The sequence below is a fragment of the Roseococcus sp. YIM B11640 genome (genome assembly GCF_049727625.1).
GTDB lineage: Bacteria > Pseudomonadota > Alphaproteobacteria > Acetobacterales > Acetobacteraceae > Roseococcus.
Genome location: NZ_JBBJOZ010000004.1, coordinates 293,466 through 315,557, shown reverse-complemented (window position 1 = coordinate 315,557; position 22,092 = coordinate 293,466). Strand labels below are relative to the sequence as shown.

Below are 22,092 nucleotides of genomic sequence, written 5' to 3'. Positions count from 1 at the left end.
AGGGAACGAGGGAGCGCAGCACGAAGCGTGCCGGATTACGGCGCCATCATCTCGAGGCCGGCCTCGACGCCCAGCACGGTCGCGTCCCATATGGGCTTGCCGCCGAACTCGGTGCCCAGCAGCGGCACGGGATAGTTGGTGCACCAGCCCAGCAGCACGTCGCAATGCGGCGCCACGCGCGCCGCCTGGGCCGCGATCTCCGCGCGCGGCACGGCGGCGTAGGAGAGGTTGTCGGAAAGGCCCAGATGGTCCTCGGCGCTCACCTGCCAGCCGCGCGCCGCGAAGGCGTCCAGCAGGCGGCGCTGGTAGGCGTCATTATAGGGCGTGACGAGGCCGAGACGCACGGGGCGCGCCGCCAGCCGCGCCTCCAGCGCCAGGGCAGAGGTCGTGGCCCCGATGCCCGTGACCGCCGCGATGCGGGCGCAGAGGTCCCGGTCATGGTCGAGCCCGATCACGCCCCCCTTGCTGCCGTTCCAGACGATGACGCCGGGCCGCGCATGGCTCAGCAGCGTCGCCGCGCCGAGCATGCCGTCGAGGTCGTAGCAATCCGGGAAAGGGTCCGCGCCGCCATGCACCGCGATGCGCGAGAAGATGGGCAGCACGTCCGGCCGGTCCCGCAGCATCGCCTGGGTCACGGCCTCGACGACCGTGTTGCCCGAGGGCGTGATGGTCGCGAGAATCTTCGGCCCGGCGAGGCGCATCAGCGGGTCAGCGAGATCAGGGCGCTGCGCGGCGGCACGCCCGGCTCGAACTGGGGCCAGCGCGTCGAGGGACGGTCGAAGCTCGCCCCGCGCTCGGCGCCGGGGCGGCGGGCCACGGTGAAGATGACGCGCCCGTCCGGCGAAACCGCCGCGCCGCCGATCCCCGCAGCCCGCGCCACGCCGTAGAGCGGGGACATCGAGCCCCGGTCCGCGAGCCAGAGCGTCTGCGCGGTGGCGCCGACCACGCCATTCGTATCGGTGCCGAGCAGCAGGCGCCCGCGCCCATCCACCGCGACCGTCGCGATGCGGCCCAGCGCCGCCGTACCGAGCGCCGCGCCGGACATGCTGTTGCTCGCCGGATCGCCGCCATCGGGGGTGAGGGTCAGGACACCGAAGCCGCCGCAGGCGTGCAGCCGTCCGGATTGTGGGTCCCAGGCGAGGCCGGAGGGCGCGTCGAAGGGCGTGCCGCCGGCCTGCCGCGCGGCCTCGGAGACATTGGCGAGCCCGCCCTCGGGGATCGTCAGCCAGTTCAGGCGCCCCCCCTGGAACTGCGCGACGGCGAGGCTGCCCGCCTCCAGAGCGCTGCCACCCGAGGCCGGGGCCGAGGACACGAAACGGTACAGGTATCCGGCCGGTCCCTCCTCCGCGAGGAAGACCACCGCCTGCCCGCCCCGCGCGGCCGCCGCCGCCGCATCCGCCTTGGGGAAGCGGCCCAGCGCCGTGTGCTTCACCGGAATCGATTGCGGGTCGAGCGGATCCAACTCCACCAGCCAGCCGAAAGCCTCGGGCCGGCCGAGGCCCGCCATGCGCGAGAGCCAGGGCGCGGCATCGCCCTCGGTCAGCAGCAGCGTGCCCCAGGGCGTCGCGGTGCCTCCCGTGACGGCGAGGAGGCCGCGCAGCGCGCTGCCGGACTGCTCCACCAGCGGGCCGCTCGCGCGGCAGAGATTGCCGGCGGTCAGGCGGCGCGACTGGAAGCCGCCATCCACCACGATCCAGCGCCCGCCCTGCAATTCGACGTTGAGCAGGCTCGCGCCCTGCATGTTCACGGCCACGTCCGGCCGGTCCACGCCGCCGGGGAAGGCCATGGCGGCGTTCACGGTAGGATGCGCCACCGCCAGCACGCCGCGCGGCACGCGGTCGGCCGCGTCGGGTGGCACCACCAGCGCCGCGATCCGCGCGTCCCAGCCGAATTGCGCGCCCGCGCCCTCGGCATCCACCTGGCCCGGGTCGAAGGGCGGGGCATCAAAGGTCACGCGGTCGCCCCAGCGGATCAGCATGTCGCGCCGATAGTCAGGGGCGACCCAGTCGTCCTGCTTCACGGCGGGGGCGGTTTGCGCGAGGGCGGCGGCAGGCAGGAGGAGCGCGGGAGTAGCCAGAAGATGGCGGCGAAAGATCAAACCGGAAGCTCCTCGATCATCGGCGGGACATGGGCGCGCACCTCGGGCAGCGGCCCCTGCCAGGCTTCCACGCGCACAAGGCAGGATTGCGCCGACAACCCCTGGGTCAGCCTGGAGGTCGCGATGTCCGGCGTCAGCACGTTCGGATTCCCATGCACGCAAAGGCTGCCGGGCACGCCGGGCTCCAGCGGGTCGAACCAGGCGCCTGTGGCGAGCAGCACGACACCGCGCGTCAGCCGGTCGTCGAAGCGCACGCCCGCGAGGCAGGCGCCGCGCCCGTTGAAGACGCGCACCACCTGCCCCTCGGCGAGGCCGCGCGCGGCGGCGTCCTCCGGATGGATCAGCAGCGGCTCGCGGCCCTGGATCTTGTCGCGTGCCGCGATCGGCCCGGGGTCGAGTTGCGAATGCAGGCGGGTGGGCGGCTGGTAGCTCAGCAGATGGAGCTCCCCGGCCTGGGCCTTGCCGAGCCATTCGCGCGGCTCCAGCCAGACGGGCATGCCCGGGCAGTCGGCATAGCCGAGCGCGGCCACGGTCTCGCTATGGATCTCGACCTTGCCGGAGGGGGTGTTGAGCGGGTGCTCCTCCGGGTCGGAGGCGAAGTCGGCGAACTGCGTGAAGGCCTCGCCCTTCTCGATGGGCGGCATCTCCACATGGCCCTCGGCCCAGAACCGGTCGAAATCGGGCGCCTCGAAGCCCACCCGCGCGCAGGCCTGCTGCCAGCGCCCGTAGATGTGGCGCAGCCAAGCATCCTCGTCGCGCTGCTCGGTGAAGCGGGCGCGGAAGCCCAGGGCATCGGCGAGGTCGGCCAGGATGTCATGGTCGTTGCGCGCCTGGCCCTGCGGCGGGATGGCCTGGTGCATGGCGCGCACGAAGCGGTCGCGCGAGGAATGGGCGATGTCGTTCCGCTCCAGCGTCGTGGTGGCGGGCAGCACGATGTCGGCATGGCGGGCAAGGCCGGTCCACCAGGGCTCGTGCGCCACGATGGTCTCGGGCTTCGCCCAGGCGCGCATCAGGCGGTTGAGGTCCTGGTGATGGTGGAAGGGATTGCCGCCGGCCCAGCAGACCATGCGGATGTCTGGCAGCGGCAGGGTGCGCCCATTGTATTCGAGCGTGCCGCCCGGGCGTTCCAGCAGCTCCGTGATGCGGCCCACGGGGATGAAGCGGTTCACCGGGTTGCGCGCGGCCGGCAGCGAGAGGCCGGGCAGCTCCTTGCGCGGATTGCCGATGCCGCCGGAGGAGCCGTAGCCGAAGGTCACCCCCTGCCCCGGCTTGCCGATATTCCCCAGCACGGAAGCCAGCGCGACCAGGGCCCAATAGGGCTGCTCGCCATAGTCCGCCCGCTGGAGGGACCAGGTGGCGGTGAGAAGGGACGGCCGGGCCAGGCATTCCTCGGCCAGCGCGCGGATCTTCGCGGCGGAAACGCCGGTGATCCCCTCGGCCCATTCGGGCGTGCGGCCGGCGAGGCTCGGGGCAAACTTCTCCCAGCCGGTGCAGCGGGTGGCCAGGAACTCCCGGTCCTCGCGGCCCAGCGAGACGATGTGGTTCATCATCGCCAGCATCATCGCCGTGTCGGTCCCGGGGCGGATGGGCACCCATTCGGCGCCCAGCGCCTCCTCCGTGTCGCCGCGATAGGGGGAGATGTTGACGATCCGGAGCCCCGCCGCCACGGCCGCGCGCATGTTGGGGCCGTAGCTGTTGGCCGCGCCGCCCGAGCAGACGAAGCCGTTCTTGGCTGCGAGACCGCCGAAGGCCAGCATCAGCTTCGCGTTCTGGGCGACGGCGGCCCAATCCGTCATGCGGCCCAGGAAGACCTCGTTGGTGCCGAGGATATGCGGCATCAGCGCCTGGGCCGTCGCATAGGAATAGGCGTTGACCGAGAAGGTGTAGCCGCCGCCGAGGCCGAGATAGCGCTGCAGCTGGCTCTTGGCATGGTGGAAGCGCCCGGCGCTGGACCACCCGTAGGAGCCGCCGAAGATCGCCTCGTGGCCATGCTCGGCGCGGATGCGGGCCGTTTCCTCGGCCAGCAGGCGAATGGCGCGGTCCCAGCTCACGGGCACGAACGCATCGCCCCCGCGCAGATGGCCGGAGCGCCGCCCCTCGAGCCAGCCCTTGCGGATATAGGGCCGGTCGATGCGCGCCCGGCTGTGGACGGTGGCGGGCACGGCCTCGATCAGGCTCGCGGGAACCGGGTCCTGCGCGAAGGGCCGGACGGCGACGAGGCGCCCGCCCTCCGTGACGGCATCGAAGAAACCCCAATGCGAGGCATGCGGCTTGATCTCGGTCATGGGGCGAAAGATGCCCTCAAATCCACCGCTCGCGAAGCTCCTTGGGTTCCAAGGGCTTCCTTCGCGGGCTAAGCTGTCCCCGACCTGCCAAGGATGATGCTGCCATGACCCCGCCGCGCAACTCCAACGCCGCCCGTGACATCGCGAACCTGCTGCATCCGTACACGGATGCGCGCGCGCATGAGCAGAACGGTCCGCTCGTCATCACCCGCGGCGAGGGCGTGCGCGTCTTCGACGACCAGGGAAATTCCTACATCGAGACGGTGGCCGGCCTCTGGTGCGCCTCGCTGGGCTTCGACAACCAGCGCCTCGTGGACGCCGCCACGAAGCAGATGAAGCAGCTGCCCTTCTACCACGCCTTCACGGGCCGCAGCCATGAGCCGGCGATCGACCTGGCCGAGATGCTGATCGAGCGCGCGCCGGTCCCGATGAGCAAGGTGTTCTTCTGCAACTCGGGCTCCGAGGCGAACGACACCGCGATCAAGATGATCTGGTTCTACAACAACGCCGTGGGCCGGCCCGAGAAGAAGAAGATCATCGGCCGCATCAAGGGCTACCACGGCATCACCCTGGCCGCGGCCTCGCTGACCGGCCTGCCCGCGAACCACAAGCTGTTCGATCTGCCGATCGACCGCTTCCTGCACACCTCGACCCCGCACTACTACCATGGCGGCAAGCCCGGCGAGACCGAGGAGCAGTTCGCGACGCGCATGGCGCAGGAGCTGGACGACCTGATCGTCCGCGAGGGCCCCGAGACGGTCGCGGCCTTCTGGGCCGAGCCCGTGATGGGCGCGGGCGGCGTGATCGTGCCGCCGGCCACCTATTTCGAGAAGATCCAGGCCGTGCTGAAGAAGCATGACGTCTTCTTCGTGGCCGACGAGGTCATCTGCGGCTTCGGCCGCACCGGCAGCTACTGGGGCTGCCAGACCTTCGACATCCAGCCGGACATCCTGACCTGCGCCAAGGCGCTCAGCAGTTCCTTCCTGCCGATCTCGGCGGTGATGGTGAATGACCGCGTCTACCAGGGCCTCGCAGACGGCTCCTCCAGCGTCGGCACCTTCGGCCATGGCTTCACCTATTCGGGCCACCCGGTGCCGGCCGCCGTCGCGGTCGAGACGCTGAAGATCTACGACGAGATCAAGATCGTCGAGCATGTCCAGAAGGTCGGCCCCGTGATGCAGCAGGGCCTGCGCAGCCGCTTCGCCGACCACCCGCTGGTAGGCGAGGTCCGCGGCGTCGGCATGATCGCCGCCGTCGAGTTCGTGGCCGACAAGGCCGAGCGCCGCAACTTCGACCCCGCCGCCAAGGTGGGCCCGCGCTTCTCCAAGATCGCGGAGAAGCACGGCCTCATCATGCGCGTGCTGCCGGGCGACGGCATCGCCTTCTCGCCGCCGCTCATCATCACCGCGGACGAGGTGAACGACATGCTCGACCGCTTCGGCCGCGCCGTGGACGAGCTGTCGGTGCAGCTGCGCCGCGAGAGCCTGGCGGCCGTTTGAGCCGCCCGCACCCCGCTTGGGCGCTGGCCATAGCGCTGGCCATCGCCCCCTTCGCGGTGGTGCTGCAGAACCGGGTGATGGCGCCCATCGCGCTGCTGGGCTTCGCCGGTTGCGCGGGGTTGGGCGCGTGGCGGGGCTGGCGCCCGGCCCGGCCGGAAGGGCTGGCATGGCCCCTTCTGGCGGTGCTGGCCTGGATGGCGCTTTCCGCGCTCTGGGCCCCGGAGGCCGGGCGCGCGCTGGATGCAACGCTGCGTCTTGCCCTTTCGGTCATCCTGGCTTGGTTCGCGGCCGAGGTGCTGCGGCGCGAGGAACCCTCGCGGCTGCTCGCGCCCGCCGTTGCGCTGGGCGTCGCGCTCGGCATCGCCGCGGCGGGCTTCGACGCGCTGACTGGCAATGCGCTCCGCGCCGCGGTGCGCGGGCTGAAGAGCTGGGACATCACCCTTTCCTTCGGGCTGAAGAACGCGGCTTCTGTGATCTCCGTGCTGCTGCCGCTCGCCGTCTTCGCGCCGGCGCTGCCGCGATGGCTGCGCGTGGCGATGGCCGTGGCCGGGGCCGCGGTCGTGATCCTGCTGCCGGGCGACAGCGCGAAGATCGCCGTGCTGGCCGGCCTCGCTGCCGGGATCGCGGGCCGCTGGCGCCCGGGCGCGACTTCGGCGGCGCTGGCGGCGGTGGCGGCGCTGTCGATGCTCGCCCTGCCCTGGCTGCTGGGCGCCGCGCTCCCGCTCGATGCGGCGCGCCTGCCGGAATCGGCCGCGCACCGGCTGCTCATCTGGGACTTCGCCGCGACCCGCATCGCCGAGCACCCCATCCTCGGCTGGGGCATGGAGGCGAGCCGCGCCATCCCGGGCGGCAGCGGCGGGCCGGACATGGCGATGCTGGCCGCCTTCGGGCTGGGCGCGAAATCCGCCTGGTTCGCGGGCGCGCAGCTCCTGCCGCTGCATCCGCACAACCTCGCGCTCCAGGCCTGGCTGGAGCTTGGCGCGGTCGGTGCGGCGCTGATCGCCTGGCTGCTGGCCGCGACGGCGCGCCGGGCCCGCGGCGGCGCGGCGAGCGGCGCCTTCGCGGCGGCCCTCGTCATCGCGATGCTGAGCTACGGGGCCTGGCAATACTGGTGGGTGGCGACCCTGCTGCTGGCGGCGGTGGTCGCCGCTGCCTTGCCAGGTCGGCACGGCTCCCTGCTCGATGCCTCACGCGGGAAACAGCCTGAGGCCTGATCGCGCGGCGATAGCCGGCCGCTGGGCTAGTTGCTGGAGCCCGTCCCCGTTTCCAATGAGGTCAGCGACACCGGATCGCTCGAGGGGAAGGTGGAGGCCAGCGCCTTGTCCAGCGCGGCTTCCTCGCGCTCGACCTCGGCGCGGGCCTCGTACCAGAAGCGATGATCATCGCCCTCCGGGCAGCCCGCCTCTTCCCAGAGCAGATAGGCCTTGTCCCGGATGCGCTGCTCCAGCAGCGATTGCGCGTCGTCTGACATGCGGGTCCTCCCGGGACAGGATCTGGGCATCAGCCTCGCCGATGCCAAGCTTCCCGTCCAGGTCAGGCCTTCGCGAGCGCGTCGAAGGCCTTGAGCCGCGCGATGAGGGCCGGCATCTCGCGCATGGGGATCATGTTCGGGCCGTCGCTGGGGGCGTGGTCCGGATCCTCGTGGCACTCGATGAAGACGGCCGCGACGCCGACCGACACGGCCGCCCGCGCCAGGACCGGGGCAAACTCCCGCTGGCCGCCGCTGCTGGCGCCCTGCCCGCCCGGCTGCTGCACACTGTGCGTCGCGTCGTACACCACCGGATAGCCGGTGCGCGCCATGATCGGCAGGCTGCGCATGTCGCTGACCAGCGTGTTGTAGCCGAAGGAGGCGCCACGCTCGCAGAGCAGGATGCGCTCGTTGCCCGTGCTCGCGATCTTGGCCGCGACGTTCACCATGTCCCAGGGCGCGAGGAACTGGCCCTTCTTCACGTTCACCGCGGCCCCCGTCTCGCCCGCCGCCAGCAGCAGGTCCGTCTGGCGGGAGAGGAAGGCCGGGATCTGCAGCACGTCCACCGCCTCGGCGGCGGGCTTGCACTGCTCGGCCGTGTGCACGTCGGTCAATACGGGCAGGCCCGTGCGCTCGCGCACCTCGGCGAGGATGGCGAGGCCCTGCGCCATGCCGATGCCCCGCTGGGCGGAGGCGCTGGTGCGGTTCGCCTTGTCGAAGCTCGATTTGTAGATCATCGGCACGCCGGCGGCCTTGGCCATCTCGGCGATGGCGGCGGCCGTTTCCAGCGCATGCTCCCGGCTCTCGATCTGGCAGGGGCCGCAGATGAAGGCGAGCGGCCGCTCCTGGCCGATCACCACGTCGCGCACGGTCACGTCCATCAGACGAGCCTCGCCTGGCGCACCGCCGCGCCCACGAAGCCCGCGAAGAGCGGATGCGGCTCGAAGGGCTTGGACTTCAGCTCGGGGTGGTATTGCACGCCGATGAACCAGGGATGGTCCGGATACTCGACGATCTCCGGCAGCAGCCCGTCGGGCGACATGCCGGAGAAGAGCATGCCCGCCTTCTCCAGCCGCTCGCGATAGCCGACATTCACCTCATAGCGGTGTCGGTGACGCTCCTCGATGCGCTTGGCGCCGTAGACCTTGCTGACCAGCGAGTCCTCGGCGAGCACCGCCGGATAGGCGCCGAGGCGCATGGTGCCGCCCAGATCGCCGCCCTCGCTGCGCGTCTCGCGCTCGTTGCCGCGGGTCCAGTCGGTCATGAGGCCAACCACGGGCTCCGTGCAGGGGCCGAACTCGGTGCTGGAGGCGCCGGGGATGTCCAGCAGGTTACGCGCCGCCTCGATCACCGCCATCTGCATGCCGAAGCAAATGCCCAGGAATGGAATCTTGCGCTCCCGCGCGAAGCGGACCGCCTCGATCTTGCCGGGGGTGCCGCGCTCACCGAAGCCGCCGGGGACGAGGATGCCGTGCACGCCATCGAGCCGGCGCACCACCTCACCCTCCTCCTTGTCGAAGAGCTCGCTGTCCACCCAGTCCAGCTTCACGCGCATGTTGTGCGCGATGCCGCCATGGGCGAGCGCCTCGTTCAGCGACTTGTAGGCGTCCAGCAGGCCCGTGTACTTGCCCACGACCGCGATCGTCACCTCGCCCTCGGGGCTCGAGATGCGCTCCATGATGCGGTTCCAGCCGCTCATGTCGGGTTCGCCGTAGATGCTGAGGTTGAAGTGCCGCAGCACCTCGCGGTCCAGCCCCTCGCGGTGGTAGCTGCCAGGAACGGCGTAGATGCTCTTGGCGTCGTAGGCCGGGATCACGCTCTCGGGCCGCACGTTGCAGAAGAGCGCGATCTTGCGGCGCTCGTTCTCGGGGATCGGCCGGTCGCAGCGGCAGAGCAGGATCTGGGGCTGGATGCCCATGCCCAGCAGCTCCTTCACGGAGTGCTGCGTCGGCTTGGTCTTCAGCTCGCCGGCCGAGGGGATGTAGGGCACGAGCGTCAGGTGGATGAAGAGGCTGCGCTGGGGCCCGAGCTCGTTCGCCAGCTGGCGCACGGCCTCCAGGAAGGGCAGCGACTCGATGTCGCCGACCGTGCCGCCGATCTCGACCAGCACGAAGTCGTAGTCGTCGGTGCCCGCGACGACCGCTTCCTTGATCGCATCGGTGATGTGGGGAATGACCTGGACGGTGGCGCCGAGGTAGTCGCCCCGGCGCTCCTTGGCGATCACCTCGGAATAGAGCCGTCCGGTGGTCCAGTTGTCCGCCTTGTCGGCGTGAACGCCCGTGAACCGCTCGTAGTGGCCGAGGTCGAGGTCGGTCTCGGCACCGTCATCGGTGACGAAGACCTCGCCATGCTGATACGGGGACATCGTCCCCGGATCGACGTTGAGATAGGGGTCCAGCTTGCGCAGGCGGACGCGATAGCCGCGCGCCTGCAAAAGGGCCCCGAGGGAAGCCGCTGCGATGCCCTTGCCAAGCGAGGAGACCACGCCGCCGGTGATGAATACGAACCGCGCCATGGGAGCCCGTCATAGCCAGAATGACGGCGCCGCAACAACCCCCTAGGGACGCAACCCTCGAATGTTTAGTTCGTGGGGACGGTGGGCGCCGCCGGGATGGCAGGCGCCGGGGTGCTGACCGGGGGCGCGGGCACGTCGAGAATCGACGAGCTGACCGAGCTGCCGCGGTGCAGCAGCGCCAGCGTCAGGGCCAGCACGAAGAAGATCGTGCCCAGGATCGCCGTGGTCCGCGTCAGGAGGTTGGCCGTGCCGCGCCCGCCCATCAGCGAGCCCATCCCCTGGGAGGAGCCGATGCCGAGACCGCCACCTTCACTGCGCTGCACGAGGATGACCCCGATGAGCGCGAGGGTGACGATCAGGAAGATGATGAGGAGGATCGTGGACATGCTGCGCCCCCCTCTACTCCGAACGGGAAGTCAAGGCTAGGCCGGGACCGCCGCCGCGATGGCCAGGAAATCCGCGGCCACCAGGCTGGCCCCTCCCACCAGGGCGCCATCCACATCCGGCAGGGCGAAAAGGCCCGCCGCATTGGAGGGCTTCACCGAGCCGCCATAGAGCAGCCGCGTCGCCTTCGCGGCCTCGCCGAAGCGGCCGACCAGGGCCTTCCGCATCGTGGCGTGGATGGCGGCCACCTCGGCCTCGGTCGGCGTGCGGCCGGTGCCGATGGCCCAGACCGGCTCATAGGCCACGATGCCCCCAGCCGCCACGAATCCGTCGGGAATGGAGCCCGCAAGCTGCTCCGTCACCACCGATTCGGCTTCGCCGGCGAGGCGCTGGGCTTCCGTCTCGCCCACGCAGATGACCGGGGTCAGGCCCGCGGCCAGCGCCGCCCCGGCCTTGGCGTGGACGACCGCATCGGTCTCGCCATGGTCGGCCCGGCGCTCGGAATGGCCGAGGATCACGTGGGTGGCGCCCACATCCCGCAACATGTCGGCGCTGACATCGCCCGTATGGGCGCCCTTGGCCTTGGCGTGGCAGTCCTGGGCACCGACCGCGACCGGGCCGCCCCGGAGCACGGCCTCTACGGCCTGCAGATGGACGAAGGGCGGGCAGACCAGCAGATCGGCCCTCTCGGCGCCGCCGCGCAGCCCCTCGGCGAGGGCCTGGGCCTCCCGCAGCGTCCCGTGCATCTTCCAGTTGCCTGCCACCAGCGGCCGAATCCCAGGCGTCATGCCCATCCCTTCCTGATCATGAGCAAATGGATAGTCCGGCCGGGCGTTTGGCAACAGCCCGGCAAAGGGCTATGCGCGGGCGATGATCACCGCAATGCGCCGGCTGGCCGGAACCTGGTTCGCCAAGCTCCTCTTCCTCCTGCTCGTCCTGTCCTTCGCTGCCTGGGGCATCGAGGACATGCTGCGCAATATCGGCCGCGAAACGGCCGTCGCCCGCGTGGGCGGCGAGGCCATCGAGGCCGACGAGGCCCAGGAGGCCGCCCGGCGGGAGCTGCAGCGCATCCAGCGCCAGCTCCAGGGCCGCATCGAGATCGATCAACGCATCCGCCAGGCCATCGCGGGCCAAGCCGTCGAGGCCCTGGTGCAGGAGCGCGTGCTGCGGCAGGAGGCCACGCGCATGGGCCTGGCCGTCCCCGACGACGCAGTGCGCAACTACGTCTTCCAGATCCCGGCCTTCGCCGGCCCCGACGGCCGCTTCAGCCGGCTCAACTTCGACGCCTTCCTCCGTAACAACGGGCTGACCGAGGGCCAGTTCCTCGGCCTCCTGCGGGCCGATCTCGCCCGGCAGCAGCTGACGGGCGCCGTCCGCTCGGGCGCGGCCACCCCGGCCGCGCTCGCCGAGCGCATGCTCGCCTGGAACCTGGAGCAGCGGACCGCCACCCTGGTCGAGCTTCCCTTCGCCGACGCGCCGGAGCCCGAGGCGCCGACGGACGCCCAGCTCGCCCGCTTCCACGAGAACAACGCCGGCCGCTTCTCGACGCCCGAATACCGCGAGATCGCCGTCGCCACGCTGAACGCCGCCCGCATGGTCAGCGAGATCCAGGTCACGGACCGCGACATCGAGGACGCCTATGCCGCCGCCCGCGCCCGCTTCGAGACGCCGGAGAAGCGCGAGGTCCAGCAGGTGCTGGTGCAGGAGGAGGGCGCGGCCCAGCGCCTGGCCGAGCGCTGGCGCACCGAGGCCGATTTCGCCGTGATCGAGGCTGCCGCCGCCGAGGCCGGGGGCACGGCCTCCAACCTCGGCCTCAGCACCCGCGCCGACCTGCCGCTGCCTGAGCTGGCGGACGCCGCCTTCGCGCTCGAGCCCGGCGCCGTCTCGGCCCCGGTCCGCACGCCCTTCGGCTGGCATGTGCTGAAGGTCGCGCGCGTCGAGGCCGGTACCACCCGCACCCTGGACGAGGTGAAGGAGGAGCTTCGCGGCGAGATCGCCTCCGAGCGCGCCGCCGACCTCGCCTTCGAGCGGGTGAACCAAGTGGAGGACGCGCTCTCGGGCGGGGCCACCCTGGCCGAGGCCGCGCAGCGCTACTCGCTCGGCTTCTACGAGGGGAAGATCGACGCCACCGGCCGCTCGCCGGATGGGGCCGAGGTGGAGCTTCCCGTGGCCGCGGCCGCCCGCACCGCGGCGCTCCGCGCCATCTTCCAGACCGAGCGCGGCGCCGCGCCCCGCCTGCGCGAGGGCGAGTGGGGCTTCATGGCCGTCGAGGTCCGCGACGTGACGCCGCCGGCCCTGCGCCCGCTGGACACGGTGCGCGAGCAGGTGGTCGCCGCCTGGACCCGCGACGCCCGCCGCCGGCACCAGGAGGAGCGCGCGGCCGCGCTGCTGGCCGCCGTCCGCGGTGGGCAGACGCTCGCCGCCGCCGCCGAGGCCGCCGGGGTGCGCGCCGAGGAGCTCGGTCCCTTCGGGCGCGAGGCGGGTGGCGGCAACCCCATGCCGCGCGACCTGCTGGCCCCGGTCTTCGAGCTGCGGGGCAACGACCCCACCATGGTCGAGCGCGCGCAGTCCTTCGCCGTCCTGCAGGTGCTGAGCGTGACGCCGGCAGACCTCTCGGCGCAGACCGAGGCACTGACCACGCTGCGCAGCGAGACGGCGCAGTCCATGGCCGAGGATATCGAGGCCCAGTACCAGGCCGCGCTGCGCGCGCGCGCCAATGTCCGCATCAACCCGCGTCTGGTCGAACAGATCGCCGGCAGCAGCGAGTGACATGACCTCTCCCGATTTCGCGACGTTCCGCACCGCACTCGAGGCCGGCGAATCGCAGCTTCTGTGGCGCGAGCGCGTCGCCGATCTGGAAACCCCGGTCGGCACCTTCCTCAAGCTCGCCGAAGGCAAGCCGCACGCCTTCCTGCTGGAGAGCGTGGAAGGCGGCGCCGCCCGCGGCCGCTTCTCCGCGATCGGCCTTGCGCCCGATCTCATCTGGCGCTCGCGCGGGGGCGTCGCGGAGTGCAATCCGCATGCGCTGACGGCGCCGCACGCCTTCGCCGAGGAGGAGCTTCCGCCCCTGCCCGCGCTGGCCGCGCGCATCGCGGCGACCCGCATGAAGCTGCCCGCCGGGCTGCCGCCCATGGCCGCCGGCCTATTCGGCTATCTCGGCTACGACATGGTGCGGGAGATGGAGCGGCTGCCCGCCACCAACCCGGACGTGCTGGGCATCCCTGACGGCGTGATGATCCGCCCCACGCTCATGGCCGTCTTCGATCACGTGCGCGATGCGCTCACCCTGATCACCCCCGTCTGGGCCGAGAAGGGCATCGACGCCGAGGCCGCCTGGAACCTGGCCCAGGCGCGGCTGGACGAGGCCGAGGCGGCGTTGGGCCGCCCCCTGCCCCGCCCGGCGCCGCCCGCCAAGCTGCCGCCCGCCCAGCCGCCGAAGTCCAACTTCACGCCGGACGAGTTCATCGCCGCCGTGGAGCGCGCGCGGGAATACATCCGTGCAGGCGACGCCTTCCAGATCGTGCCGAGCCAGCGCTTCTCGGCGCCCTTCGCCCTGGCGCCCTTTGCGCTCTACCGCGCGCTGCGCCGGATCAACCCGGCGCCCTACCTCTTCTTCTTCGACTTCGGCAGCTTCGCCGCGGTCGGCGCCTCGCCGGAGATCCTGGTGAGCGCGAAGGAAGGCGAGGTCACCATCCGCCCGCTGGCCGGCACCCGCCGCCGCGGCGCGACGCCCGAGGAGGACCAGGCGCTCGAGAAGGAGCTGCTGGCCGATCCGAAGGAGCGCGCCGAGCACCTCATGCTGCTCGACCTCGGCCGCAACGATGTGGGCCGCGTGGCCGCCATCGGCACGGTGAAGGTGACGGCGCAGTTCGGGATCGAGCGGTACAGCCAGGTCATGCACATCGCCTCCGAGGTGCGGGGCCGGCTGCGGCCAGGGCTGACGGCGCTGGACGCGCTGCAGGCGGGCTTCCCGGCGGGCACCCTCTCGGGCGCGCCCAAGGTGCGGGCCATGGAGATCATCGAGGAGCTGGAGCCCTCGCGTCGCGGCCTCTATGCGGGCGGCGTCGGCTATTTCGGCGTGGACGGCAACATGGACGTCTGCATCGCGCTGCGCACCGCGCTGGTGAAGGACGGCACGCTGCATGTGCAGGCCGGTGCCGGCGTGGTCGCGGACAGCGACGCGCGGGCCGAGCACCAGGAATGCGAGCAGAAGGCGAAGGCGCTGTTCCGCGCGGCGGAAGAGGCAGTTCGCTTCGCGGCGGTCGGCAGCCGCTGACAATCCGGCCCGAGGCTGCGCCCCGGGCCGTCACGGACCTCAACCCTTGTGGATGGGGTCCACCCAGATGACGCCCTCGGGCTTCTCGACCGGCTCGATGTCGAGGTTCACCACGACGGCCTCGTTGTCGCTGCGGACCAGCACGCAGGAGAGCGTCTCCGCCTCGCTGGCATTGATCTCCTGGTGCGGGACGTAGGGCGGCACGAAGATGAAGTCGCCGGGCCCGGCCTCGGCGACGAATTCCAGCCTCTCGCCCCAGCGCATGCGCGCCTTGCCGCTCACCACGTAGATCACGCTTTCCAGCGCGCCATGGTGGTGCACGCCGGTCTTGGCGCCGGCATGGATATCGACCGTACCGGCCCAGATCTTCTGGGCGCCCACGCGCGCCGCGTTGATGGCGGCGGCACGGTTCATGCCCGGCGTCTGCGCCGTGTTGGGGTCGAGCTGGTTCGCCTTGATGACGCGCACGCCCGTGTGCTTCCAGCCGTCGGGCGGGATGTCGTGGCTGTGGTGGCCGTCATGCGGCATGGTGAATTCCTCCGGAAGAGAGTCGGCTGCCCTCAATGATACGCCCGACGATCGCGATAATCACCCCCGCGGATTATACGAAAATTTCCTGTTGAACCCATGCCCGGCTTGACCCGGCGCGCCATCGGCGCCCAACTTCGGGGATGCTCCTGCTCATCGACAACTACGACAGCTTCACCTTCAACCTGTACCATTTCCTGGGGGATCTGGGCGTCGAGGCCGTGGTGAAGCGCAACGACGCGCTGAGCGTGCAGGACGTTTTCGCCATGCGCCCCGATGCCGTGCTGCTCTCGCCCGGGCCCTGCACGCCCAACGAGGCAGGCATCTGCCTGCCGCTCATCGCCGCCGCCGCCGAGGCGAAGCTGCCGCTGATGGGCGTCTGCCTGGGTCACCAGGCCATCGGCCAGGCCTTCGGCGGCCAGGTGATCCGCGCGCCGGAGCCGGTGCACGGCAAGGTGTGGGAGGTGACGCATGACGGCGAGGGCCTCTTCTCCGGCCTGCCCTCCCCCTTCCATGCCACCCGCTACCATTCGCTGATCGTCGAGCGCTCGACCCTGCCCGCCGCGCTGAAGCCCACCGCCGAGACCTCGGACGGGCTCATCATGGGTCTGCAGCACCGCGACCTGCCGATCCACGGCGTGCAGTTCCATCCGGAGAGCATCGCCTCCGAGCATGGCCACAAGATCCTGAAGAACTTCCTCGAAACGGCCCGCGTCGCCGCCTGACGCGCTTCCAGGAGACTCCATGTCCCCCCTCGACAAGATCCGCCAGTACCACCCCGAGCTGACCGAGCTGCGGCGCGACCTGCACGCCCATCCCGAGCTCGGCATGAACGAGCACCGCACGGCGGAGATCGTGGCGAAGCAGCTCGAATCCTACGGCGTCGAAGTCCATCGCGGTGTCGGCAAGACGGGCGTGGTCGGCGTGCTGCGCGGCCGTCCGGGCAACCGCGCCATCGGCCTGCGCGCCGACATGGACGCGCTGCCGATCGAGGAAGCGAACGACGTCGCCTTCAAGAGCACCACAAGCGGCGTGATGCACGCCTGCGGCCATGACGGCCACACCACCATGCTGCTCGGCGCCGCGAAGTACCTCGCGGAAACGCGCGACTTCGAGGGCACGGTGAACTTCATCTTCCAGCCCGGCGAGGAAGGCTGCGGCGGCGCGCTGGCCATGCTCGAGGACGGGCTGTTCCAACGCTTCCCGTGCGACGCCGTCTACGGGATGCACAACCGCCCCGGCATGCCGGTCGGCGAGTATGCGATCAGCGAGGGGCCGGCCATGGCCGGCGGCGCCTTCTTCGACATCAAGGTCAACGGCAAGGGCGCGCACGGCGCGCACCCCGAGGCAGGCATCGACCCCGTCATCGCGGCCTGCCACATCGCGACCGCCGCGCAGACCATCGTCTCGCGCAGCCTGGATCCGGCCAATCCGGCGGTGATCAGCATCACCAAGATCGGCGGCGGCGACGCCTACAACGTCATCCCCGAGAGCGCGACCATGTCCGGCACGGCGCGCTTCTTCAGCCGCAAGGTGGGCGAACAGATCGAGGAAGGCATGAAACGCGTCGTCGCCGGCGTGGCGGCCGGCCTCGGCTGCACGGCGGAGCTCGACTGGCGCCTCATCTTCGCGCCGACCGTGAACGCCACGGATGCGACGGACGCCTATGTCGCCGCCGCGACCGAGATCGTGGGCGAGGCCAAGGTGACGCGCGGCAAGCCGCCCTCCATGGGCTCGGAGGACTTCTCCTTCATGATGGAGAAGGTGCCGGGCGCCTACATCCTGGTCGGCAATGGCGACGGCGCCATGCCGCACAACCCGCACTACATGTTCAACGACGAGGCGATCCCGTACGGATCCGCCCTCTATGCGCGCATCGTGGAGCGTGGGCTGAAGGGTTGAACCCCTTTCCCACGCATTGACGCCCCGGATACTGCGCCGCAGCATCCCTGCCGCAAGACAGGGATGCGGGCGATGAAGGCACTACGTGTTCTAGGCTTCCTGGCATTGGCGGCGGCGGGCATCTCCCAGCCCGCGCCTGCCCCGGCCGCCAACCTGACGGCGGTGCTGGAGGCGGAGATCGTCACGCTCGATCCCCACTATATCGGCGCCTATATCACCCGCACCTTCGGCTACATGGTGTTCGACACGCTCTACGCGCCGGACAGCAACTTCAACTACCGCCCGCAGATGGCCGAGGGCCACACGGTCTCGCCCGACGGCCTCACCTGGACCTTCACGCTGCGCGACGGGCTCAGCTTCCATGACGGCTCGCCCGTCACGGCGAACGACGTCGTGGCCTCGCTGCGCCGCTGGTCTACGCGCGCGGCGCTCGGCGGGCGGCTGATGTCCGTCACGCAGTCGCTGGAGGCGATCGACGCCAAGACCTTCCGCCTCGTGCTGAAGGAGCCCTACGGCCTGGTCATCGAGACGCTGGGCACCATGGCCTCGCCGACCCCCTTCATCATGCCCGAGCGCATCGCGCGCACGCCGGGCACCGAGCGCATCACCGAGATCATCGGCTCCGGCCCCTTCGTCTATTCGCGCGCCGACCACCGGCCCGGCGATCGCATGCTCCTGCGCCGCAATGCCAGCTACGTACCCCGCAACGAGCCCGCGGATTTCCTGGCCGGCGGCAAGCGCGTGATGATCGACGCCCTCGACATCCGCGTCGTGCCGGATGGCGGCACGGCCGCCGCCGCGCTCCAGGCGGGCGAGGTGGACTACATGCAGTACGCGCCCTTCGACCTGCTGCCCCAGTTCGAGCGCAACCGCCGCATCACCGTGCTGAACTTCACCGGGCCGCACATGTTCACCGGCCACTTCCGGCTGAACCACGCGGCCCCGCCCTTCGACGATCCCGCCATCCGCGCCGTCCTGCTGCGCCTCGTCGACCAGGGCGAGGTGATGGCGGGCTTCGGCCTGGGCACCCGCTATGCCCGCACCTGCCCGGCCTTCTTCACCTGCGGCGGCCCCAACGAGAGCGATGTCGGCACGAATGTGCTGGCCGACCCCTCCATCGAGGCCGCGCGCACCGCGCTGCGCGCCACGCGCTACAACAACGAGCCCATCGTGCTCATGGTCGCCTCCGACCTCGAGGCCGCGAAGGTCTCGACGGAGATCCTGGCCGACCGCATGCGGCGCGCGGGCTTCAACGTGGACGCGCAGGTGACCGACTGGGCCACGCTCCTCGCCCGCCGCACGCGGCGCGAGGGCTGGCATGCCTATGGCGTTCACGCGCTGAACGTGGACCTCGGCTCGCCCCTCACCAATTCGGTGCTGAACTTCAACTGCCAGAACTCGGGCAATGCGGGCTTCATGTGCTTCCCCCGCATGACCGAACTCTTCGACGCCTTCGCCCGCGCGCCCAATGCCGAGGCGCGCCGCGTTATTGCGGGCGAAATCCAGGGCATCGTCTACGGCCAGGGCGTGGCCGTGCCCTGGGGCCAGTTCGCGCAGCCCGCGGCCTATCGCGCGACGCTCCGAAACATGATCCCCTCCGCCATTCCCCTCTTCTGGAACGTCGAGAAACCCTGATGCCTGAATATGATGTGATCGTGGTCGGTGCCGGTTCCGCCGGCGCCGCCCTGGCCGGCCGTCTCTCAGAGGATTCCAACCGGCAGGTGCTGGTGCTGGAGGCCGGGCGCGACTGGCGCGCGGCCGAGGCCCCGCCCGCGCTGCGTTCCAGCAACATCATCCCCTTCATGCACGCCCGCCAGAACCAGCTCGACTGGCAATGGCCGGAGCTGCACACGCGCCGTTCGCCCGCGCAGGCGCCCAAGTACTACTGGCGCGGCAAGGCACTCGGCGGCTCCTCGACCGTGAACGCGCAGATCGCGATCTGGGGCGTGGGCGCGGCGTTCGACGCCTGGGCGGAAGCCGGCTGCGAGGGCTGGTCGGCGCGGGACGTCATCCCGCTCTTCGCGAAGCTCGAGGACGACCCCGACATGGCGGGTGTCGCGCATCACGGCCAGGGCGGTCCCATCCCGGTCTACCGGGCGCCGCAAGAGACCTGGGGTCCGGTCGACAAGGCGCTGCGCGACGCGGCGCTGGCCTGCGGATACCCCTGGAACCCCGACCTCAACGATCCGGAGAAGGAGGGCGTCTCCTGCTACCCGATCAACAGCCGCAACTTCGAGCGCGTCACGACCAATGACGGCTACCTGGAGCCCGCCCGCAACCGCCCGAACCTGACCATCCGGGGCGGCGCGCTGGTGGACAAGGTTATCGTCGAGAACGGCCGGGCCACCGCCGTGCGCGTCATGCTGGACGGTGTATGGCAGGAGATCCGCGGGCGCGAGATCGTACTGGCCTGCGGCGCGATCCACTCGCCCGCCATCCTGTTGCGCTCCGGCCTGGGCCCGGCGCAGGAGCTTGCCCAGCACGGCATCGCGGTCGTGTCGGACATGCCGCATGTGGGCAAGCACTTCCACGACCATGCGATCTGCCGCACCAACCTAGAGTTGCGGCCGGAATACGTCTCGAAGGACCCGAAGCAGCGGCACACCAACAGCTGCGTCACCTACAGCTCCGGCCTCGGCGGCGGCGGGTTCCGCGACATGATCTTCATCGGCTTCAACCACCGCTACCTCGGCCAGGGCGATCTGCCCGGGCCCATGGGCGGCGTGGCGGCCGGCATCTACGACGTCTTCTCGCGCGGCGAGCTGACGCTGGCCTCGGCCGATCCATCCATCGACCCGGTGGTGGAGGAGAACATGCTGGCCGACCATCGGGACGTGGTCCGCATGCGCGACGCCGTGCGCCGCCTCGCGGAACTGGCGCGGCAGCCCGCCATCGCCGGCATCAGCGAGCGCATCACCTTCGGCGAATCGGGCCTCGACATCGCAACGGTCGCGGCCATGCCGACGGCCGAGCTCGACCAGCTGATGCTCGAGCAGGTGAACGACATGCAGCACGCGGCCGGCACCTGCAAGATGACCGCCTACGAGGACCCGCGCGGCGTCGTCGACCCGGACCTGAAGGTCAAGGGAATCGAGGGCCTGCGCGTCGCGGACGCCTCCATCATGCCCTTCGATTGCCGCGCCAACACGCATTTCACCTGCGTGATGATCGGCGAGTGGCTGGCCCGCCGGATGAAAGAGGAAGTTGCCCCCAGATAGGCAGTTGCACGTATCGGTTGCATGCGGCAATGGGGGGCATGGACGTCCGCACCGCCTTCGCCGTTCTCGCGCTGATGGTCCTGGCTAATGGTGCGGCGCTGGCCCTCATCCTCCGCGACCTGCCGGACGAGTTGCGCCTCTCGGCGCGAAGCTGGCTCGCCGGCACGATCCTGATCGCCACCGGGTATGGCTTCTACACCATCCCCGGCCTTCCCTTGTGGGCCACGGTGACCGGGGCCAATGGCGCGATCCTGCTCGGCCTCACCATCTGCTGGCGCGGGGTGCAGCAGTTCGATGGCCTGCGGCAAAGGGCCTGGCAGTTTCTCCCGGCTTTGGCCGGCACCGGGGCGATCTTCTGGTTCTCCGCGGTCCAGGAGAACACGATGGCGCGGGTCGTGGCGGTCTCGCTCGGCTCCATCGCCATTCTATCGGGCTGCTGCGCGGTCCTGCGGCGGAAGCGCGAGGAAGCCTCGCGGAGCCGGCAGCTCCTCTTCGCGCTCTTCGTCACGATCATCGGGCTGAGCTTCGTCCGCATCGCCCATTTTGCCTGGATGGGCATCGCGCCGACCTTCAGCATCAAGGACAATTCGGTGCTGGTGAACGTCATCGCGCCCCTCATCGCGGCAACGCTGCCGGTGATCGGCACGACGGCCTTCATGCTCATGTGCTCGGAGCGGCTGCGGCGGCAGTGGGAGGCAGCGGCCTCGACCGATGCGCTCACCGGCCTCGCGAACCGCCGGACCCTCACCCGTGCCGGGGAGAGGCGCTTCGAGGAGGCGCGCGAGAATGGAGAGGCTTTGGCCCTGGCGCTGATCGACGTGGACGAGTTCAAGTCGATCAACGACCGCTTCGGCCACGAGGCCGGCGACCTCGCCCTGCAGCACATCGCCGCCAGCCTGCGGGCGGACGCGGAGGATGGGGAGATGCTGGCCCGCACCGGGGGCGAGGAATTCGTCGTCCTGCTGGGCGAGACGGGCAACGGGACGGCCTGGCTGGCTGCCGAGCGCCTGCGCCTTTCGGTGCAGCGGCGACCCTTCGTCCTGCGCGGGATGCGCCTGCCGCTCACCATCTCCGTCGGCATCGCGGTCGCACGCGCGGAGGATGAGGATTTCGACAACCTCCTGCGACGCGCCGACCGCGCCATGTACGCGGCCAAATCCGCGGGGCGGAACCGGGTGGAGCTCGCCGCCTAGGCGATCTCGCGCACCAGCTTGGCCCGCAGCGCACGGGCGATGTCGCGCCGGTCCTCGGCGGTCGCGACGAAGGCGCCGGGGCCGCCGATCACCTCGCGGCGATAGGTCTCCTCTAACCGCTCGCCGAAGCGCGTCACCATGCCCGAGGCCGCGATGGCCAGCGCGTTGATCACCACGCCGCGCGCGACGAGCTCATCGCGCACATCCGGCGCGCGGCGCAGGCTGCGGAGGTCGGGCCCGTCGCCGGACAGGTCGATCACCTGCTGGTCGGCGGCGAAGGGCGCGGCGCGCAGCAGCCGGCCCGCATGGTCCAGCGCGTCGCCGATGGCGTTGTAGCTCTGGGGCGAGCGTTCGGCCTTGAGAAGGGCTTCGCCCAGCGCCTGGGCGGAGGCCGCATCCGCCACGCGCCGCCAGTCCACGATGGCCGCCGACGCCCCCGGGCTGCCCCATTCCAGGATCGCGATGGCGACGGCGCCGCGCCGCTTGCTGCGGATGGCGGCGAGGACCTGCGGATGGGCCAGGGCATCGGCATAGCCCTCTCGCTGGAGGCGGAATTCGTCCTCGTCGATGGAGCCCGAGGCATCCATGGCGAGGACCAGCAGCAGGTCCACCGCCTCCTGCGCCCGGGCCGGGGCAGCGAGGGCGGGCGCGGCGAGCAGCGAGCGGCGGAGGATCGGGCGCATGCCGGATTCGTCGCGTGGCGGCCTCCCCGCGCGCAAGCGGAAA

At 70.8% G+C, this 22,092-nt stretch carries 19 protein-coding genes; 9 read left to right on the top strand and 10 right to left on the bottom strand.

The window, feature by feature from the left end:
* Positions 1 to 35: 35 nt before the first annotated feature.
* Genes WJM96_RS17965 through WJM96_RS17955 form a run of 3 tightly spaced genes read right to left on the bottom strand, consistent with a single transcriptional unit; the run spans position 36 to position 4,383 of the window.
* Complete coding sequence (locus WJM96_RS17965; RefSeq protein WP_424813911.1) at positions 36 to 701, bottom strand: hypothetical protein; 666 nt, start codon at positions 699 to 701, stop codon at positions 36 to 38.
* Positions 701 to 2,098 (bottom strand): PhoX family protein, encoded by a 1,398-nt coding sequence (locus tag WJM96_RS17960; protein ID WP_424813910.1) that lies wholly within the window; start codon positions 2,096 to 2,098, stop codon positions 701 to 703. The genes WJM96_RS17965 and WJM96_RS17960 overlap by 1 nt, the downstream gene beginning before the upstream one ends.
* Positions 2,095 to 4,383, bottom strand: coding sequence for a molybdopterin-dependent oxidoreductase (locus tag WJM96_RS17955; RefSeq protein ID WP_424813909.1), 2,289 nt, complete (start codon positions 4,381 to 4,383; stop codon positions 2,095 to 2,097). The genes WJM96_RS17960 and WJM96_RS17955 overlap by 4 nt, the downstream gene beginning before the upstream one ends.
* Before the next feature lie 104 nt (positions 4,384 to 4,487).
* Between WJM96_RS17955 and WJM96_RS17950 the strand changes: the two genes are divergently transcribed.
* Both WJM96_RS17950 and WJM96_RS17945 read left to right on the top strand, forming a co-directional pair.
* On the top strand, positions 4,488 to 5,882 hold the full coding sequence (locus WJM96_RS17950) for an aspartate aminotransferase family protein (RefSeq protein WP_424813908.1): 1,395 nt from the start codon (positions 4,488 to 4,490) through the stop codon (positions 5,880 to 5,882).
* The gene (locus tag WJM96_RS17945) at positions 5,879 to 7,096 is read left to right on the top strand and encodes an O-antigen ligase family protein (RefSeq protein ID WP_424813907.1); all 1,218 of its coding nucleotides are present in this window, start codon (positions 5,879 to 5,881) and stop codon (positions 7,094 to 7,096) included. The genes WJM96_RS17950 and WJM96_RS17945 overlap by 4 nt, the downstream gene beginning before the upstream one ends.
* Positions 7,097 to 7,122: 26 nt before the next feature.
* Here WJM96_RS17945 and WJM96_RS17940 read toward each other — a convergent pair whose 3' ends face one another.
* From WJM96_RS17940 to tpiA, 5 genes are all read right to left on the bottom strand, one after another.
* Positions 7,123 to 7,353: a DUF2934 domain-containing protein gene (locus WJM96_RS17940; RefSeq protein WP_424813906.1), complete on the bottom strand. Its 231-nt coding sequence runs from the start codon at positions 7,351 to 7,353 to the stop codon at positions 7,123 to 7,125.
* Positions 7,354 to 7,415: 62 nt separating this feature from the next.
* The gene (gene kdsA / locus WJM96_RS17935; RefSeq protein ID WP_424813905.1) at positions 7,416 to 8,231 is read right to left on the bottom strand and encodes a 3-deoxy-8-phosphooctulonate synthase; all 816 of its coding nucleotides are present in this window, start codon (positions 8,229 to 8,231) and stop codon (positions 7,416 to 7,418) included.
* Positions 8,231 to 9,865 carry a CTP synthase gene (locus tag WJM96_RS17930; RefSeq protein ID WP_424813904.1) on the bottom strand — a complete coding sequence of 545 codons (1,635 nt, stop codon included), beginning with the start codon at positions 9,863 to 9,865 and terminating at the stop codon, positions 8,231 to 8,233. Before WJM96_RS17930 ends, kdsA begins: the two co-directional genes overlap by 1 nt.
* Positions 9,866 to 9,930: 65 nt before the next feature.
* On the bottom strand, positions 9,931 to 10,251 hold the full coding sequence (gene secG, locus WJM96_RS17925) for a preprotein translocase subunit SecG (protein ID WP_424813903.1): 321 nt from the start codon (positions 10,249 to 10,251) through the stop codon (positions 9,931 to 9,933).
* Between the two features lie 36 nt (positions 10,252 to 10,287).
* Positions 10,288 to 11,025, bottom strand: a complete 738-nt coding sequence (gene tpiA, locus WJM96_RS17920) for a triose-phosphate isomerase (protein ID WP_424814038.1) — start codon at positions 11,023 to 11,025, stop codon at positions 10,288 to 10,290.
* A gap of 94 nt (positions 11,026 to 11,119) precedes the next feature.
* Here tpiA and WJM96_RS17915 point away from each other — a divergent pair, with 94 nt between their 5' ends.
* Complete coding sequence (locus WJM96_RS17915; RefSeq protein ID WP_424813902.1) at positions 11,120 to 13,018, top strand: SurA N-terminal domain-containing protein; 1,899 nt, start codon at positions 11,120 to 11,122, stop codon at positions 13,016 to 13,018.
* Position 13,019: 1 nt separating this feature from the next.
* A complete protein-coding gene (gene trpE, locus WJM96_RS17910) occupies positions 13,020 to 14,525 on the top strand; it encodes an anthranilate synthase component I (RefSeq protein ID WP_424813901.1) in 1,506 nt (501 codons plus the stop codon).
* Positions 14,526 to 14,564: 39 nt separating this feature from the next.
* On the opposite strand, the gene WJM96_RS17905 is transcribed toward trpE, so the two are convergent.
* Positions 14,565 to 15,053 (bottom strand): cupin domain-containing protein, encoded by a 489-nt coding sequence (locus WJM96_RS17905; protein ID WP_424813900.1) that lies wholly within the window; start codon positions 15,051 to 15,053, stop codon positions 14,565 to 14,567.
* A 143-nt stretch (positions 15,054 to 15,196) separates the two neighbouring features.
* Here WJM96_RS17905 and WJM96_RS17900 point away from each other — a divergent pair, with 143 nt between their 5' ends.
* From WJM96_RS17900 to WJM96_RS17880, 5 genes are all read left to right on the top strand, one after another.
* The gene (locus WJM96_RS17900) at positions 15,197 to 15,778 is read left to right on the top strand and encodes an anthranilate synthase component II (protein ID WP_424813899.1); all 582 of its coding nucleotides are present in this window, start codon (positions 15,197 to 15,199) and stop codon (positions 15,776 to 15,778) included.
* A gap of 19 nt (positions 15,779 to 15,797) precedes the next feature.
* Entirely contained in the window at positions 15,798 to 16,955 is a 1,158-nt protein-coding gene (locus tag WJM96_RS17895; protein ID WP_424813898.1) for a M20 aminoacylase family protein, read from the top strand.
* Between the two features lie 72 nt (positions 16,956 to 17,027).
* Positions 17,028 to 18,590, top strand: a complete 1,563-nt coding sequence (locus tag WJM96_RS17890) for an ABC transporter substrate-binding protein (protein WP_424813897.1) — start codon at positions 17,028 to 17,030, stop codon at positions 18,588 to 18,590.
* Entirely contained in the window at positions 18,590 to 20,173 is a 1,584-nt protein-coding gene (locus tag WJM96_RS17885) for a GMC family oxidoreductase (protein ID WP_424813896.1), read from the top strand. The genes WJM96_RS17890 and WJM96_RS17885 overlap by 1 nt, the downstream gene beginning before the upstream one ends.
* 38 nt (positions 20,174 to 20,211) lie before the next feature.
* On the top strand, positions 20,212 to 21,366 hold the full coding sequence (locus tag WJM96_RS17880; protein ID WP_424813895.1) for a GGDEF domain-containing protein: 1,155 nt from the start codon (positions 20,212 to 20,214) through the stop codon (positions 21,364 to 21,366).
* Here the strand turns inward: WJM96_RS17880 and WJM96_RS17875 are convergent.
* Complete coding sequence (locus tag WJM96_RS17875; protein WP_424813894.1) at positions 21,363 to 22,049, bottom strand: DUF1194 domain-containing protein; 687 nt, start codon at positions 22,047 to 22,049, stop codon at positions 21,363 to 21,365. The genes WJM96_RS17880 and WJM96_RS17875 overlap by 4 nt on opposite strands.
* Positions 22,050 to 22,092 lie beyond the last annotated feature (43 nt).

Bases quoted from the DNA above. Each gene is read 5' to 3' on its own strand.
- WJM96_RS17965 (WP_424813911.1), bottom strand. From the start codon at position 701: ATGCGCCTCGCCGGGCCGAAGATTCTCGCGACCATCACGCCCTCGGGC.
- WJM96_RS17955 (WP_424813909.1), bottom strand. From the start codon at position 4,383: ATGACCGAGATCAAGCCGCATGCCTCGCATTGGGGTTTCTTCGATGCC.
- WJM96_RS17950 (WP_424813908.1), top strand. From the start codon at position 4,488: ATGACCCCGCCGCGCAACTCCAACGCCGCCCGTGACATCGCGAACCTG.
- WJM96_RS17940 (WP_424813906.1), bottom strand. From the start codon at position 7,353: ATGTCAGACGACGCGCAATCGCTGCTGGAGCAGCGCATCCGGGACAAG.
- kdsA (WP_424813905.1), bottom strand. From the start codon at position 8,231: ATGGACGTGACCGTGCGCGACGTGGTGATCGGCCAGGAGCGGCCGCTC.
- WJM96_RS17930 (WP_424813904.1), bottom strand. From the start codon at position 9,865: ATGGCGCGGTTCGTATTCATCACCGGCGGCGTGGTCTCCTCGCTTGGC.
- secG (WP_424813903.1), bottom strand. From the start codon at position 10,251: ATGTCCACGATCCTCCTCATCATCTTCCTGATCGTCACCCTCGCGCTC.
- WJM96_RS17915 (WP_424813902.1), top strand. From the start codon at position 11,120: ATGATCACCGCAATGCGCCGGCTGGCCGGAACCTGGTTCGCCAAGCTC.
- trpE (WP_424813901.1), top strand. From the start codon at position 13,020: ATGACCTCTCCCGATTTCGCGACGTTCCGCACCGCACTCGAGGCCGGC.
- WJM96_RS17905 (WP_424813900.1), bottom strand. From the start codon at position 15,053: ATGCCGCATGACGGCCACCACAGCCACGACATCCCGCCCGACGGCTGG.
- WJM96_RS17900 (WP_424813899.1), top strand. From the start codon at position 15,197: ATGCTCCTGCTCATCGACAACTACGACAGCTTCACCTTCAACCTGTAC.
- WJM96_RS17895 (WP_424813898.1), top strand. From the start codon at position 15,798: ATGTCCCCCCTCGACAAGATCCGCCAGTACCACCCCGAGCTGACCGAG.
- WJM96_RS17890 (WP_424813897.1), top strand. From the start codon at position 17,028: ATGAAGGCACTACGTGTTCTAGGCTTCCTGGCATTGGCGGCGGCGGGC.
- WJM96_RS17885 (WP_424813896.1), top strand. From the start codon at position 18,590: ATGCCTGAATATGATGTGATCGTGGTCGGTGCCGGTTCCGCCGGCGCC.
- WJM96_RS17880 (WP_424813895.1), top strand. From the start codon at position 20,212: ATGGACGTCCGCACCGCCTTCGCCGTTCTCGCGCTGATGGTCCTGGCT.
- WJM96_RS17875 (WP_424813894.1), bottom strand. From the start codon at position 22,049: ATGCGCCCGATCCTCCGCCGCTCGCTGCTCGCCGCGCCCGCCCTCGCT.